Source organism: Brevibacillus brevis NBRC 100599 (assembly GCF_000010165.1).
In the GTDB taxonomy this organism is placed as follows: Bacteria; Bacillota; Bacilli; order Brevibacillales; family Brevibacillaceae; genus Brevibacillus; species Brevibacillus brevis_D.
The window spans coordinates 920,756-934,694 of record NC_012491.1; the positions used below are offsets into that span (position 1 = coordinate 920,756).

The 13,939-nt window shown below is 48.6% G+C and carries 14 protein-coding genes and 1 riboswitch; of the genes, 11 read left to right on the forward strand and 3 right to left on the reverse strand.

Going from position 1 to position 13,939, the window contains the following annotated elements; translation table 11 throughout:
- Window positions 1-3 precede the first annotated feature (3 nt).
- From def to motB, 4 genes are all read left to right on the forward strand, one after another.
- On the forward strand, window positions 4-519 hold the full coding sequence (gene def / locus BBR47_RS04685) for a peptide deformylase (RefSeq protein ID WP_012684605.1): 516 nt from the start codon (window positions 4-6) through the stop codon (window positions 517-519).
- A 96-nt stretch (window positions 520-615) separates the two neighbouring features.
- On the forward strand, window positions 616-1,347 hold the full coding sequence (locus tag BBR47_RS04690; RefSeq protein WP_012684606.1) for a ZIP family metal transporter: 732 nt from the start codon (window positions 616-618) through the stop codon (window positions 1,345-1,347).
- A 90-nt stretch (window positions 1,348-1,437) separates the two neighbouring features.
- Window positions 1,438-2,253, forward strand: coding sequence for a flagellar motor stator protein MotA (gene motA / locus BBR47_RS04695; protein WP_012684607.1), 816 nt, complete (start codon window positions 1,438-1,440; stop codon window positions 2,251-2,253).
- Window positions 2,246-3,055, forward strand: coding sequence for a flagellar motor protein MotB (gene motB, locus BBR47_RS04700; RefSeq protein ID WP_012684608.1), 810 nt, complete (start codon window positions 2,246-2,248; stop codon window positions 3,053-3,055). Before motA ends, motB begins: the two co-directional genes overlap by 8 nt.
- A 555-nt stretch (window positions 3,056-3,610) precedes the next feature.
- Here motB and BBR47_RS04705 read toward each other — a convergent pair.
- Window positions 3,611-3,991 carry a winged helix-turn-helix transcriptional regulator gene (locus BBR47_RS04705; protein ID WP_012684609.1) on the reverse strand — a complete coding sequence of 127 codons (381 nt, stop codon included), beginning with the start codon at window positions 3,989-3,991 and terminating at the stop codon, window positions 3,611-3,613.
- A gap of 203 nt (window positions 3,992-4,194) precedes the next feature.
- Here BBR47_RS04705 and BBR47_RS04710 point away from each other — a divergent pair, with 203 nt between their 5' ends.
- Window positions 4,195-5,013 (forward strand): alpha/beta hydrolase family protein, encoded by an 819-nt coding sequence (locus tag BBR47_RS04710; RefSeq protein ID WP_012684610.1) that lies wholly within the window; start codon window positions 4,195-4,197, stop codon window positions 5,011-5,013.
- Between the two features lie 26 nt (window positions 5,014-5,039).
- On the opposite strand, the gene BBR47_RS04715 is transcribed toward BBR47_RS04710, so the two are convergent.
- Window positions 5,040-5,510 carry a low molecular weight protein-tyrosine-phosphatase gene (locus BBR47_RS04715; protein WP_012684611.1) on the reverse strand — a complete coding sequence of 157 codons (471 nt, stop codon included), beginning with the start codon at window positions 5,508-5,510 and terminating at the stop codon, window positions 5,040-5,042.
- Window positions 5,511-5,578: 68 nt separating this feature from the next.
- Here BBR47_RS04715 and atoS point away from each other — a divergent pair, with 68 nt between their 5' ends.
- The 6 genes from atoS to BBR47_RS04745 all read left to right on the forward strand — a co-directional run bounded on the left by atoS (window position 5,579) and on the right by BBR47_RS04745 (window position 12,407).
- Window positions 5,579-7,402 carry a two-component system sensor histidine kinase AtoS gene (gene atoS, locus BBR47_RS04720; protein ID WP_012684612.1) on the forward strand — a complete coding sequence of 608 codons (1,824 nt, stop codon included), beginning with the start codon at window positions 5,579-5,581 and terminating at the stop codon, window positions 7,400-7,402.
- The gene (locus tag BBR47_RS04725; RefSeq protein ID WP_041749252.1) at window positions 7,402-8,805 is read left to right on the forward strand and encodes a sigma-54-dependent transcriptional regulator; all 1,404 of its coding nucleotides are present in this window, start codon (window positions 7,402-7,404) and stop codon (window positions 8,803-8,805) included. The genes atoS and BBR47_RS04725 overlap by 1 nt, the downstream gene beginning before the upstream one ends.
- A gap of 166 nt (window positions 8,806-8,971) precedes the next feature.
- Window positions 8,972-10,294, forward strand: a complete 1,323-nt coding sequence (locus BBR47_RS04730; RefSeq protein WP_012684614.1) for a short-chain fatty acid transporter — start codon at window positions 8,972-8,974, stop codon at window positions 10,292-10,294.
- Window positions 10,295-10,374: 80 nt separating this feature from the next.
- Window positions 10,375-10,478, forward strand: a riboswitch (guanidine-I (ykkC/yxkD leader).
- Between the two features lie 140 nt (window positions 10,479-10,618).
- Entirely contained in the window at window positions 10,619-10,972 is a 354-nt protein-coding gene (locus BBR47_RS04735; protein ID WP_012684615.1) for a DMT family transporter, read from the forward strand.
- Window positions 10,969-11,283 carry a DMT family transporter gene (locus tag BBR47_RS04740; protein WP_012684616.1) on the forward strand — a complete coding sequence of 105 codons (315 nt, stop codon included), beginning with the start codon at window positions 10,969-10,971 and terminating at the stop codon, window positions 11,281-11,283. The genes BBR47_RS04735 and BBR47_RS04740 overlap by 4 nt, the downstream gene beginning before the upstream one ends.
- Before the next feature lie 146 nt (window positions 11,284-11,429).
- Entirely contained in the window at window positions 11,430-12,407 is a 978-nt protein-coding gene (locus tag BBR47_RS04745; RefSeq protein WP_012684617.1) for a cation diffusion facilitator family transporter, read from the forward strand.
- A gap of 68 nt (window positions 12,408-12,475) precedes the next feature.
- Here BBR47_RS04745 and BBR47_RS04750 read toward each other — a convergent pair whose 3' ends face one another.
- The gene (locus BBR47_RS04750; RefSeq protein WP_012684618.1) at window positions 12,476-13,813 is read right to left on the reverse strand and encodes a hemolysin family protein; all 1,338 of its coding nucleotides are present in this window, start codon (window positions 13,811-13,813) and stop codon (window positions 12,476-12,478) included.
- Window positions 13,814-13,939: the final 126 nt, after the last annotated feature.

Below are 13,939 nucleotides of genomic sequence, written 5' to 3' on the forward strand. Positions count from 1 at the left end.
AATATGGCAGTGAAACAGATTTTGCCTTTTGGAGACCCGATTCTGCGCAAAGTAGCCAAGCCAGTGGAAGAGCTGAATGAGAAAACGTTCAAGCTACTGGATGAGATGGCAGAAACCTTATATGCCGCGGACGGCCGTGCTGGCCTTGCCGCACCTCAAATCGGCATTCTTCGCAGGGTGGTTGTTATGGATTGCGGAGATGGATTAATTGAGCTCATTAACCCAGAAATCATCGAAAGAAGTGGCGAACAAATCGGAATGGAAGCTTGCTTATCTTTTCCGGGTTACTATGGCAATGTAAAGAGAGCCGAGCATGTAAAAGTAAAGACATTGAACAGACAAGGCGAGGAAATGATCCTTGCGGGAGACGGATTCCTTGCTGTTTGCATGCAGCATGAAATCGATCATTTAGACGGAATTTTATTTGTGGATCATGTTCAGGAAAAATGGCTGTATCATGAAAAAACAAGACAAAAAGTCGATGTGCTGGAAGTGATCCGCTTAACAAAAAAGGCCTAACAAAAAGGCGTACCGTTCCCATTCGGGAAATATGATAGTAGAAGGCCGTTTGTTCCGGATATCTGAAGAGCGGCATTATTACGTGGAGGAACATACATGGAACAACTACTGATAGGTAGCTTTCTATCTGCCATGGCTACAGGTGTGGGCGCCTTGCCTATCCTTTTTTTTAAGTCGGTATCACATCGATGGCGGGATATATTGCTGGCGTTTACGGCTGGAATTATGGTGGCTGCCTCGACATTCAGTCTGATCCCACAGGCACTTCAGAGCGCGCCATTTATTATCGTTTGTTTGGGAGTGCTTACCGGAACATTGATGCTTACGGTGTTGGAAAGCATTATCCCGCATATCGATCTGGAGCATACGAGAATCAACATTTCGATGGATTCGCAATCGCTGCTAATCTTGGCCGCGATTACCTTGCACAATATACCAGAGGGCTTGTCCGTGGGCGTGAGCTATTCGAGTGAACAGTCTGGCTTGGGTGGGCTGATATCTTTTGCAATCGGTCTGCAAAATGCTCCAGAAGGCTTCCTGGTTGCCCTCTTCCTGATCAATCAAAAGGTCAGTCGCTTCAAGGCCTTTATGTTAGCAACGCTGACTGGAGCAGTCGAAATCGTCTCCGGGATCTGTGGGTATTATCTGACCTCTGTGGTTCACGGTTTGGTGCCATATGGGCTTTCCTTTGCCGCGGGCGCGATGTTGTTTATCGTTTACAAGGAACTTATCCCCGAAAGTCATGGCGATGGTCATGCTCGTTCCGCAACTTTTTCTTTCATCCTAGGACTTTTGGTCATGATTGGACTAGTTCAGTCATTTGGATGAGCGTTTTTTTCGAAAAGCCTCACAAGTGAGCGCAAAAATTCCGAAACCATATATAGATAGATTTCGATTATGGAAGTAGGGAGTGTCACGATGGAAAAGTCTACCTTGATAGGTATAGTTTTAGGTATTGTCGCAGTAGTGGTCGGGATGATCTTGAAGCATGCAAGTCCTATGTCATTACTGAATCCAGCAGCAATTATGATCATCATCGTAGGTACTATTGCTGCCCTTTTCAACGCGTTTCCCATGTCGGAAATGAAGCGTATTCCAGCCCTTTTCAAGATAATTTTTAAAGAACAAAAGCTCCCTGAAAAAAGAGAATTGATCGGTCAGTTTATGAACTGGGCTTCCATCGCTCGTCGCGAAGGATTGCTTGCACTGGAAAACACTTCTGATGAGATTGAAGATCCATTTCTGCGTAACGGTATGAAAATGATCATTGATGGTGGGGAACCGGATTTTGTTCGGGATGTTTTGAATGAAGAAATTCACGCCATTGAAGAGCGCCATCAGGCAGGGGCCCTTGTCTTTAGCCAAGCGGGAAGCTACGCTCCGACACTCGGGGTATTGGGTGCGGTTGTCGGTCTGATTGCCGCCTTAGGTAACTTGAGTGACATCGATGCATTGGGTATCTCCATTGCGGCTGCGTTCGTAGCAACCTTGCTCGGTATTTTCACGGGTTACGTATTATGGCACCCGTTCGCGACCAAGCTCAAACGAAAATCAAAGGCAGAAATTGAAATCAAAAAAATCATGGTCGAAGGATTGCTCTCCATTCAAGCGGGTGTATCCCCGACTGCGATTGAGCAAAAGCTGCTGGTTTACATTCCATACCAAGAGCGTGCGGAAATGAAAGAAGAAATGAAGGAAGAGAAGAGGGAGGAAGGAGCTGCGGTAAATGGCTAAGCGACCAAAGAGACATGCTCATCATGAAGAGCATATGGACGAGTCTTGGCTAATTCCATACGCGGACTTGCTTACCCTTCTGCTTGCTTTGTTTATCGTGTTGTTCGCCTCTAGCGAGATGGATGCGAAGAAGTTCGACCAAATGGTTCGGTCCTTCAGCGTTGCGATCAACGGCGGTACGGGAGTCATGAACTACCCAAGCCCGGTACCGCTAGACCCGCAGCTTCAGCAGCAAACCTTGCACAAAGGCGCACAGGAAGCAGAAAAACAGAAGACGGAAGAAGAAAAGCGTCTGGAAGAAGCGGTCCGCAAAGAGACAGAGGACTTGAAAAAGCTACAGACAAAGCTGGACGGATACATTCAGCAAAACAAGCTGCAGGACAAGCTCCAGACGAAGCTGACCGATGAAGGTCTGCTGATCACCATTTTGGACAATGCGTTGTTTGACTCCGGTAAAGCTGATCTGAAACCGGAAGCGAGAAAGCTTGCGAGTGAAATGGCAGGGATGCTGGTACCTCACCCGAAAAAAGTGACTGTAACTGGTCATACGGACAATGTGCCGATTCGCCGGGCAGAGTTCCCATCCAACTGGGATCTCAGTGCCAAACGTTCCGTTAACTTCTTGAAGGTGCTTCTGGAAAACAAGAATCTAGACCCGACGAAGTTCAGCGCGACAGGCTTGGGAGAATACCATCCGGTAGCGCCGAATACGACGGATGAAGGCAGAGCGAAAAACAGACGGGTAGAGGTAGCGATCCTGCGTGATCTGGCTTCTCCTCCGAAAAATACTTTGAATCCGTAATAATTAAAAGGATAGCTTCCTCGGGAGGCTATCCTTTTTTGTTTTTGTTTATAGTAGCTGTAGTGGAGGGGAAGAAGCCCATTTCCAGTCTACGCTTCGGCCTACGCCCCGCAAGGGGTTAGACTGTCCGCTCCGAAATAAATGTCGGGAGCGCTTCAAAAGTAGAGTTTCGAGGATGAATTCGCAGAGGTTGAAGCTGAAAACCCCCGACATTCATTTCTCCGCTAGGACTGGAAATGTTCTTCTTCCCAAGCAGCTAGTGTTTACTTCTTGAAAGCAGCATTCAAGAGGTCTATTTCTTTTTATTAAAAGAAGGTGGAATCCCGAACAGTTCGCAGAGGAAACAGGAGAAAACAGCGAAGATCTTTGGACACACCTACCGAGGCGTAGTGAAAAAAAGAGAAACTGCCTTTAGCGTCCACCTCTGAGAAGCATCCTGAACAGTCGACTTTGGACGCGGTTTCTCTTTTTTTCACGGAGCCGGGCACCCCCTGCTCCCGAGCAGGTGTTCCAAGAATCTGAGCGTTTTCTCCTGTTTCCTCCCCACCACAGCAGCTATACAGAGTTCTCCCCCAATTCCAGCTTCAACTGCCCCATCCGCATTTCGCCCCACTCATACATCATTTCCACAATGGGCAGCAGGGTCATCCCCAACTCCGTCATGGAATACTCCACCCGCGGGGGAACCTCCGGGTATACTTCCCGGTGAACAATTCCGTCTTCGATTAGTTCTTTTAACTGATTCGTCAGCATTTTATGAGTGATTTTTGGGAACAGCCGTTGCAGCTCACTGAAGCGATGCGGGCCTTCTACCCCTAAATGCCACAGGATCACGACTTTCCATTTTCCGCTGAACATAGACAAGGTCAGCTCCTTGGAACAGGTGAAATCACCGTTTTTGATTTTTTCCAAGGTTTCTTTCCGCAAATCGGACATAGTTTTCTCCTCACAATTCTATCTTCGGTGCAACAGCTCTAGAAAAGCAAACACTCTTATGTTGCGACACGTTCCCCTCCATCATAAACCGTACAGGATGATTTTTCATTGAGTTTTCCGGTTCATCTTGACAGCGTTCATGGAAATGAAGATAATAAAAATAATAACTAAGTAAACAACTCGGAATACTAAAAATAAAAGAGGTGAGTTCTTTGGAACGGATTTTACAAATACCCAGCGACACGATTTCGTTGACGGCTACCCTGCATGAACCTACATGCACAACAGGCAAGACCAGAGTGAAATACCCGTTGGTTGTCATTTGCCATGGCTTTATCGGCAGTCGGATTGGAGTGAACCGCTTGTTTGTAAAAGCTGCCAGAGAATTAGCTTCACACGGTTTTGGTGTACTGCGCTTCGATTACGGAGGCTGCGGGGAAAGCGATGGCGATTATGGGGCAGGTGGTTTGGACGTCTTGCTTGCACAAACACGAGATGTTCTCGACCATGTTTTCACACTGGAACAGGTAGATCAGGAGCGTGTGTTCCTGCTAGGGCATAGTTTGGGTGGTGCGGTCAGTGTGCTGACAGCGAGCCAGGATAAACGAATACACTCCCTCATTCTATGGGCACCGGTAGCACGTCCCTTCGATGATATCGTTCGAATCGTGGGGGAAAAGGAATACAAGGAAGCACTTTCATACGGCAAAACGGATCATTTGGGCTACGGATTGGAGAAGCGCTTTTTTCAGTCGCTCGGTACTGCTCTCCCGCTACGTCAAGCCAAGCAGTTTGAGGGAGATGTGTTAATCCTGCATGGCAATCGGGATGACGTCATTGCGGTGGATGCCATGTTTCATTATGAGCGAGAGCTGCATCTGCGGAGACGGGGAAGTTGCGAAACAGAAGTAGTTGTAGGGGGAGATCATACTTTTTCCTCGGCGGACAGCTACAAGCGCTTGATAGCGAGTACGAAGAGCTGGTTGAATCGACTGGTTGAGAAGGAGACGGTTGCCGTATAAGAAAAAGGGATGGCCCTGGTGACGGGCTATCCCTTTTTTGCGATATTGGCTTTGATTTCGTTCAAGAGCCCGCGGCAACCCGCATTCACCAGGTCATACACATACGTGAATCTCCCCGTATAATAAGGGTCTTCCACATTTTGTTCCTGGGCAGTATCGGCAAAGTCGAGCAGGCGGTACACCTTTTTCCCTGAAGGCGCCATTTGCTTGAGTGCGGACAAATTTTCCTCATCCATGCAGACGATGTAGTCATACTCCGAGAAGTCCTGTGTGACAATTTGGCGAGCACGCAGTGTGTCATGGGCAATCCCATTCTCGGTCAACACTTTTTGTGTACCTTTGTGCGGAGGTTCACCTGCGTGCCAGCCACCGATCCCCGCTGAATCGATGGAGATTTCCCCTGCCAATCCCTCAGACTCTACGAGATGGCGAAATACGGCTTCGGCCATGGGCGAGCGGCAAATATTGCCCAGACAAACGAACAAAACGGTTGTCATATATACGTTCCTCTCTTCCTGTGTGTGATGCTTCTGTATGTTAGAATACCATAAGGAGGCAATCTTCAATGAAAACATATCTGTACCGCATACGTTTTGTCATGGCTGTCATTGTTGTCACCGTTTTACCGATTATCATTACCGGAATCGTATTGGTAAAATCGGCAGAGCAGGCTTTACTGGCGGAAAAGAAACAAAAGCTAATCGCCATCACGCAGCAGCTGGATTTTGCGCTGTCGAAAGATTTTGACACCATCGTCGTGGAAGCTGGATTAGAAAAGGCGGAAAAAGAGCACAAGCTTCAAGCATTAAACGAGAAAATGCAACCGCTTACAGATCGGATCGCTCTAGCCCACCCGGGAATTGGCGTCGGGTATTATTCCGCAGCTCTCGATTCCATCGTGACGTATGGACCCAGCAATGAAATGAGCTTGTACATAGGACAATCAATTCGTGAAACTCACCCGGGCCGCAGTGTCATGCAGACACGGCAGACTGATGTAGTAATCGGCGAACAAGTACGCGGCAACATCATGAACGCCATGGTTCCGCTCATTCGCAATGATCAAGTGATCGGCTATGCTTGGGCGAATGAGCTCATGGCTACGATCGATATACAACTCGCGGGAATGCGACAAAGCATTTATGCGATTTTGGGCATTGGCTGTATGATCGCAGCAGCGGCCAGCGGTTTGCTCGTCCATCGCTTTGAAGTGATTTTGTCAGAGATCAAGTCAGGGCTGAAGCGGCTTAGCCAAGACCTTTCCTTTCGCTTGAGGAAAATGGACGGTGAGCCTGGAGAAATTACAGGTGCGATCAATAATCTGGCGAGTGACTTGCAGGCTAGCCGTAGCCGCACGGAGACAATCATGAATAGCATGGACAGTGGGGTCCTCGCGTTGGATCAGAGCGGGCACCTGATTGCATGGAATGAGACAGCGATACATATGATTGGCTTCACGTCCAGTCGAGCAAAGGGGATGCATTACACGGAAGTTTTTACAGAGAGTGAGGCCCTCCTTCATATCCTGTTGGATACGCTGCAAAACGGTCAAGCGATTCGGGATGCGATGTGGCGCCATCAGCATCCGGACAGGGGCGTGCTCTGGCTAAAGGTCAGCTCTTCCATTTGGAAAAATACGACAGAGGAAGTGCTGGGGGCGATCGTTTTGCTGGAGGATCGCACACAATGGCGGAGGATGGAGTCAAGGCTGGCTCAAGCTGAGCGGCTGGCGGTCATAGGTGAGTGGGCGACTAGCATTGCCCATGAGGTACGCAATCCGTTGACGGCTATCAAAGCTTTCGCCCAGATCATCGAGGAGGAATGGCCAAAAGACCATGGCTCTCGGGAATACACAGGGATTATTGTGGAGGAAGTCGAACGTCTGAACCGTTTTACTGACGAGCTCTTGTTATTTTCTCGTCCCAATGAAGAGTCGAACGTACCTGTGCGTGTGCAAGAGGTAATCCAGCACACGCTCAAGCTGATGGAACATGCCGAGGGCTTCAACGGAGTGAATGTCCAGCTTGTTTATAACGAGGATATTCCTGCGGTGATGTCTTCACCAGAGTTGTTGAAGCAGGTGTTTTTAAATATATTGCATAACGCACTGCAAGCAAAGCCTATGGAAGGTCGTATCCAGATTGATATCAAAAACATAAATAATGATGTGCATGTCCAGATAACGAATGAAGGTCCGCCTATTGCGGAGGAAAATCTGCTGGCTATATTCGAACCGTTTTTCACGACGAAGCAAACAGGTACGGGACTAGGACTGGCGATCTCCCAACGGATTGTGCAAGTATATGGCGGACATATTTTTGCTCAAAATACCCCCGAAGGCGTTTGTTTTACTGTCGTACTACCGATTCGGGCAAAAGGAGGATTGTGATGACGAGCAAAGTGCTGATCGTAGACGACGAGGCCAATGTGAGAAGGGCATTGTCAACTACGCTGCGCAAAATGGGATACGAGCTCCTGGAGGCTGGGAGTGGAGTAGAGGCTTTGGAACAGGTCGAACGCTTTTGCCCGCAAGTCATGCTTTTGGATCTGCGTATGCCTCATTTAGACGGCATGGATACGTTGCGCCAACTGAACGAGAGAAAGGGAAGACTCCCGAGAGTCGTGATGATGACTGCCTATGGTTCCGCCAGTGACGTTATGGAGGCAATGAAGCTGGGAGCATTTGATTATGTGCAAAAGCCATTTGACTTGGGGCAGGTCAAACAAGTCGTTGCTCATGCACTCACACAGGGAGAGCTGCTTGAGCAAGGCGAAGTCGGGAAAGTCCTACAGGAAGAGCAAGCGAATCCAAACAGAACCAGCTTGATTGGACTGAGTCCGGCTATGCAAAACGTGTACAAGCTGGTGGGAAAAGTAGCGATGTCTAAAGCCACGGTGTTGATTGAAGGGGAGAGCGGAACAGGCAAAGAGCTCATTGCAAGAGCGATCCATTCCAATAGCCCGCGGGCGGACAAGCCACTCATTCCTGTCAATTGCGGCGCGATTCCTGAAAATTTGCTGGAGAGTGAGTTGTTTGGCTATGAACGGGGTGCATTTACAGGGGCTGTTCATCGCAAGCAAGGACTGTTGGAGCTTGCGAATGGAGGTACTTTGTTCCTTGACGAAGTAGGAGAACTGAGCCTTTCTTTGCAGGTAAAACTGCTACGGTTTTTGCAGGATCGTGTATTTATTCGGGTAGGGGGCATCGAGGCTATATCGGTTGACGTTCGCGTGATTGCTGCCACCAATCGTGATTTGCAGGAAAGAATTCGCCAGGAGCTTTTCCGCGAGGATCTCTACTACCGGCTCAATGTCGTTCCGATTCGCATGCCGCCGCTTCGTGAGCGAAAAGAGGATATTCCTCTGCTAATCCGTCACTTTCTCGCTAAATATGGAAAAGAGGCAGGGAAGCATGATCTCTGCTTGTCCGCTGCTGCCACGGAAGCGCTAATCGCCTATCACTGGCCAGGCAATGTGCGTCAGCTGGAGAATACGATCGAACGGGCTGTTGTTTTGACCAGAGGAGCAGTTATCGGTCACGAGCATGTCTTATCCCCCATTCAGGATAACAAGATGAGCGAACAGATCCCAAGCCATGGCAAAATCAGCTATGAAGGAAGAACCATGCGGGAAATCATTGCCCAGGTCGAGCAGGAAGCAATTGCCCATGCCTTACGCAAAGAACGCGGCAACAAGCTACAGACAGCAAAAAGGCTAGGCATATCTCGGCGGGCACTGCTCTACAAGCTGCAAATGTACGGATTGGATTCAGCAATAGGGGAAAGAGACTAATCACCCGATGTGCGCAAACAAGTGTCATACTGTGCAAAAAGTAGTCAGCATACAGAGCAATTGTTTTGAAAGCGTATTCATTTCCCTCGAAAAATAGATTGGCATCCCTCTTGCTATATCGGAAGGCATACGTACATGAATGCTTTTTTGAAAAGGGGATGAAAATGTGTTTCAAGCTTTAACGAATGCTTCGGTCCGCATGGTGCAGCGCTATTTGCCAGATGCCTTTTTATTTGCAATCATTTTGACCTTCCTCGTGTTTGTTGCCGGGATTGTCGTCAATGGCAAAACATCGATGGAAATGGTCAACTACTGGGGAGGCGGCTTCTGGAGCCTACTCAGCTTTACGATGCAAATGGTCTTGATCCTGATTACAGGTCATACGCTAGCCAGTACGAATATTTGTAAGCGTGGCTTGAATGCATTGGGATCACTGGCAAAGACGCCAGGACAAGCGATTGTACTCGTCACAGTCGTTTCCTGTGTGGCCAACTGGATCAATTGGGGATTTGGGCTTGTCATCAGTGCGCTATTGGCACGCGTTCTTGCCAATCAAGTGGAAAAGGTAGACTATCGATTGCTCGTCGCCAGCGCATATGGCGGATTTGTTGTCTGGCATGGAGGGCTTGCTGGCTCTGTTCCTTTGACGATCGCCACGGAAAAGCATAGCCTGGAAAACATCATCGGTGTCATTCCGACCTCGGAAACGATGTTTTCACCAATGAATCTGACTATTGTAGCCGCAATCATGATTGTCCTCCCGATTGTGAACAGATTCATGATGCCTGCCGAAAAAGATACAATTGTATTCAAGGGTGAAGGGATCGCGCAACAAGAAATGGCTGCTGCTGATTTAACAATCGACAATACTCCTGCTTCCAAAATGGAAAACAGCCGTTTAATCTCGGTTCTTGTTTCAGCACTCGGAATTATTTATTTGATTTACTATTTTGCTGATAAAGGCTTTAAGCTGAATTTGGATATCGTCATCATGGGCTTCTTGTTTCTGGGTATACTCCTTCATGGGACACCGCGCAAGTTTTTGGATGCCATGAATGAAGCGGTGAAAACCACGACAGGCATCGTCGTGCAGTTTCCGTTTTATGCAGGGATCATTGGGATGATGACGGCTTCAGGACTGGCAGCGAGTATCTCTCAATGGTTTATCAGCATCTCGACGCCTACTACCTTTCCGCTGTTCACGTTTTGGAGTGCAGGCCTATTGAACATATTCATTCCTTCTGGTGGAGGGCAATGGGCAGTACAGGGACCAATCATGCTGCCTGTTGCCACTGAGCTGGGCGTTTCCCATGCAAAAGTCGCGATGGCCATTGCTTGGGGGGATGCGTGGACGAACCTGATTCAGCCATTCTGGGCATTACCTGTGCTAGCTCTTGCTGGATTGGGTGCGAGGGATATCATGGGCTACTGCTTGATGATGCTGATCGTGACAGGCGCCATTATCAGCTTGGGCTTCTTGCTTTTTTAGCGAAGCGCGCACGTTCATTGCCAATCACGGCGTTTTTTGATATGATGGTGAGAGTTACCCCAAGAAAAGAACTGCATATGTACGGAGTTTTCTAGGGTTCCGCGGTCAGTCATTTGGCCGGTCAGGACCGAGAGAAAACCCACGACCACGGTCGTGTACACGGAGGGATAAAAGCCCGGGAGGAATATCTGTGATGGTATTCACCCGAGGCTTTTTTTGCATTCGGAAAGACTGAGCCATCTTGGATGAGTATGTATTTTGGGGAACGATAAAAACGGATACGTCCGTTGCGATGAGCGAAAAAGAAAGAGGAGGGAGCCAGAAATGGGGAAATATTGGTTGATGGTTGTCGTAGCAGCAGTATTTGAAGTCATGTGGGTAGCGGGCTTGAAGCACGCCGACAGCTTTTGGTCATGGGCGCTGACCATCCTAGCGATTATTATCAGCTTTGGTGTTTTGGTCTATTCAGGGAAAAAGCTGCCGACGAGTACGGTTTATGCCATCTTCGTCGGTTTGGGTACGGCTGGTACCGTTATTAGCGAAATGGTCCTGTTTGGGGAACCGTTCAGCTGGGCGAAAGTAGGCTTGATCGCACTTCTTCTGGGGGGAATCCTTGGGTTGAAGCTGGTCACACCGGATCATGAAGAGAAGCCGAAGAGGGAGGGTGAAGTGGCATGACATGGTTATCCTTAATTTTTGCAGGGTTGTTTGAGGTCGTTGGAGTGATGGGGATTACACAAGTTAACCAAAAGCCTTCGTTCCGCTCGTTTGCGGTTCTGATCGGTGGCTTTTCTCTCAGCTTCTTCCTCTTGTCCTTCGCCATGAAAGAAATCCCTATGGGGACAGCCTATGCGGTTTGGACAGGGATTGGTACGGTAGGAAGCGCTCTGGTCGGGATGTTGTTCTATGGAGAAGCAAAAGACAAGCTGCGAATCTTGTGCATTGCCATGGTGATTATAGCTGTAGCAGGATTGAAAGTAGTAGCATAAGGTAGCGGTATCAAGGGTAGGCAGATGTTCCACTTCGGATGTCTGCCTTTTCTTTGTGTATATGTTCCATTTCTCATAAGGAACACTCCTTACGAATAGGGAATAGTAAAGAAAATCGTCTCGTTCAAGGAGGGAATGGCAACACCATGGGCTCTTTCTGGGCAACGCTAAAAAAAGGAAATACGTCCTCGGCGACAGCGGCCTTGGGGAACACAGGGCTTGCTATCGCAAAAGGCTTTGCGGCTGTCTATAGTGGGAGCGGAGCCATGTTTGCGTCGGCAATGCATTCGGTAGCCGATGCGGTCAACCAGTTCTTCGTTTTCTTTGGCAGCGTGCTCGCAGAGAAAAAACCGACACCGAGGTTCCCTTCAGGCTTTGGTCGTGTCATTAACCTTTTCTGTATGGTCGCGGTGATCGTCGTAACCATCATGGCCTACGAAACCATTATCAAAGGCTTCCATCTTATTTCCGAGCCAGTAAAATCCAGCCACTTTTGGCTGAATTTCATCATTTTGTTTCTGGCGGTCATTGTGGATGGGTACGTACTCGTAAAAGCGATGTTCGAAATCGTTCATGAAGCGCGGGTGGAAGCGAAAGGCTTTGCTGTCATCCCAGCAGCCTTTCGGAATGTAGGACGTGCGGCTCCGCCGACACGACTTGTCTTTTATGAAGACATCGTAGCGACGCTCGGTGCGTTATTGGCGTTGATTGCCGTTATCGTCACTACGTTTACTTCCTTTGCCTTGCTGGACGGGATTGCCACCATTCTGATCGGGATTCTCATGGTGGGTGTGGCATTCAAGGTAGGGTACGACAACATGGTCGGTTTAATTGGTATTGCAGCTCCCAAAGAAATCGAGGATCGGGTAGCCAAAGTCATTTTTGCTGATCCGGATGTGACGGACATCAACAAGTTGCGAATTGTACAGGAAGGGCGTTTTTACCATGTGGAGAGCTATGTAGAGCTGCGGACGGGACTGAGTCTTGCTGTGGCGGACGATATTAAATACCGCATTCGCGACAGCTTGCTCACTGACCCGGATATTAGCGATGTGACGATGGGGATTTTGGAGGACAATGGCGAGGACGACTGGAAGCCACTTATGGGGCAGAGAACCACATAGACGAAAAAAAGCCCCGCACCAGCGATCTAAGCAGGTGCGGGGCTTTGGTTTGTGCTGAGGTGTGATGATTAGGAGACGGTCAACAGTTCTTGTTGCTCCGATTCATCTTTTTCCATATGCGTAATCAGAACGCGTGTGACACGGTGATGATCCATCTGCTTGACGGTGAACAGGTGGTTTTCCCATTCTACTGTTGCACCAACAGCGATGTCTTCTTCCAGCTGGCTGTACAACCAACCACCAATCGTGTCTACATCTTCGGATTCGAGCTCAAACGGAAGATGGTCATTCAGGTCAGCCAACACGAGCATACCGGATACGGAGAGGCCATTGTCTAGCTTCTCAATTTCTGGTCTTTCCTCGTCAAATTCGTCTTGGATATCCCCAACGATTTCTTCCAAAATATCCTCCATCGTCACGAGACCGGCTGTTCCGCCGTACTCGTCGATGACAATAGCAAGCTGCGAACGGTTTTTTTGCATCAGACGCAATACCGTGCTGATTTCCATGGTTTCCGGTACGGTCAGGACAGGGCGGAGCAACGAATCCAGTTCTACGCTTCCCTCTTGTAAGGCAGAAAGGTAGAAGTCTGTCGCATGGACAAAACCAATGATATTGTCCTTGTCCTCAGCTGCAACTGGAAAACGGGTGTGGCGCTGCGAGCGAATAATCTCCAGGTTTTCTTCAAAGGTATTCGTCGTATATAAGCAAACCATATCTATGCGCGGGATCATCGTTTCCCGAGCAACGGTTTCGGAGAAGTCAAAAACTTGTTCCACAAGGTTCAATTCGGTTTGGTCGATATGGCCACTTTGGTGACTTTGGTTGACCAGTAGGCGAATTTCTTCTTCGGTATGCGCCGCTTCATGTTCTGAGATCGCTTCGAGTCCCAGACGTCTCATGAGGGCGTTGGCGGTTCCGTTCAAGAACCAGATTGCAGGGTAAAGCAATTTATAGAAAAACATCAATGGCGCGGCAACCCACAACGAGGTCATTTCTGCTTTTTGAATGGCCAATGATTTCGGAGCCAACTCACCCAAGACAATGTGGAGGAACGTAATAATCGCAAAGGCTACACCAAAAGAAATCGCGGAGATCGCATATTCAGGCAATCCAGAAGATCCAAGCAAAGGCTCCACAATCATATGGGCAATGGCCGGTTCCCCGACCCAACCCAGTCCCAGCGAGGCGAGAGTGATCCCGACCTGGCAGGCAGATAGGTAAGCGTCTAGCTTATGCGTTACTTTTTGGGCATAGACTGCACGTCTGTTACCTTCATTCACCATCTGTGTCAGGCGCGTTTGCCGCACCTTCACGAGTGAGAACTCTGCGGCTACGAAAAAGCCGTTGAGAAAAACAAGAAATATAACAAGCAGTAGGTTGAGCACTATCGGGACGGTGTCCAAGTAAAAAGTCATCCTCTCTGGAATTTTATGAAAGTACTATTTTCTATTTTACTCTGATTGGGTGGAACGTACAAAAGCGATATACCACCATAGAGGGCGTTTCTGCCCTTTTGGTCGGCAAGAGCG

Excerpts from the sequence above, each read along its gene's own strand:
- BBR47_RS04690 (WP_012684606.1), top strand. The coding sequence starts at position 616 with ATGGAACAACTACTGATAGGTAGCTTTCTATCTGCCATGGCTACAGGT.
- BBR47_RS04715 (WP_012684611.1), bottom strand. The coding sequence starts at position 5,510 with ATGACAACCGTTTTGTTCGTTTGTCTGGGCAATATTTGCCGCTCGCCC.
- motA (WP_012684607.1), top strand. The coding sequence starts at position 1,438 with ATGGAAAAGTCTACCTTGATAGGTATAGTTTTAGGTATTGTCGCAGTA.
- BBR47_RS04725 (WP_041749252.1), top strand. The coding sequence starts at position 7,402 with ATGACGAGCAAAGTGCTGATCGTAGACGACGAGGCCAATGTGAGAAGG.
- def (WP_012684605.1), top strand. The coding sequence starts at position 4 with ATGGCAGTGAAACAGATTTTGCCTTTTGGAGACCCGATTCTGCGCAAA.
- atoS (WP_012684612.1), top strand. The coding sequence starts at position 5,579 with ATGAAAACATATCTGTACCGCATACGTTTTGTCATGGCTGTCATTGTT.
- BBR47_RS04735 (WP_012684615.1), top strand. The coding sequence starts at position 10,619 with ATGGGGAAATATTGGTTGATGGTTGTCGTAGCAGCAGTATTTGAAGTC.
- BBR47_RS04745 (WP_012684617.1), top strand. The coding sequence starts at position 11,430 with ATGGGCTCTTTCTGGGCAACGCTAAAAAAAGGAAATACGTCCTCGGCG.
- motB (WP_012684608.1), top strand. The coding sequence starts at position 2,246 with ATGGCTAAGCGACCAAAGAGACATGCTCATCATGAAGAGCATATGGAC.
- BBR47_RS04705 (WP_012684609.1), bottom strand. The coding sequence starts at position 3,991 with ATGTCCGATTTGCGGAAAGAAACCTTGGAAAAAATCAAAAACGGTGAT.
- BBR47_RS04740 (WP_012684616.1), top strand. The coding sequence starts at position 10,969 with ATGACATGGTTATCCTTAATTTTTGCAGGGTTGTTTGAGGTCGTTGGA.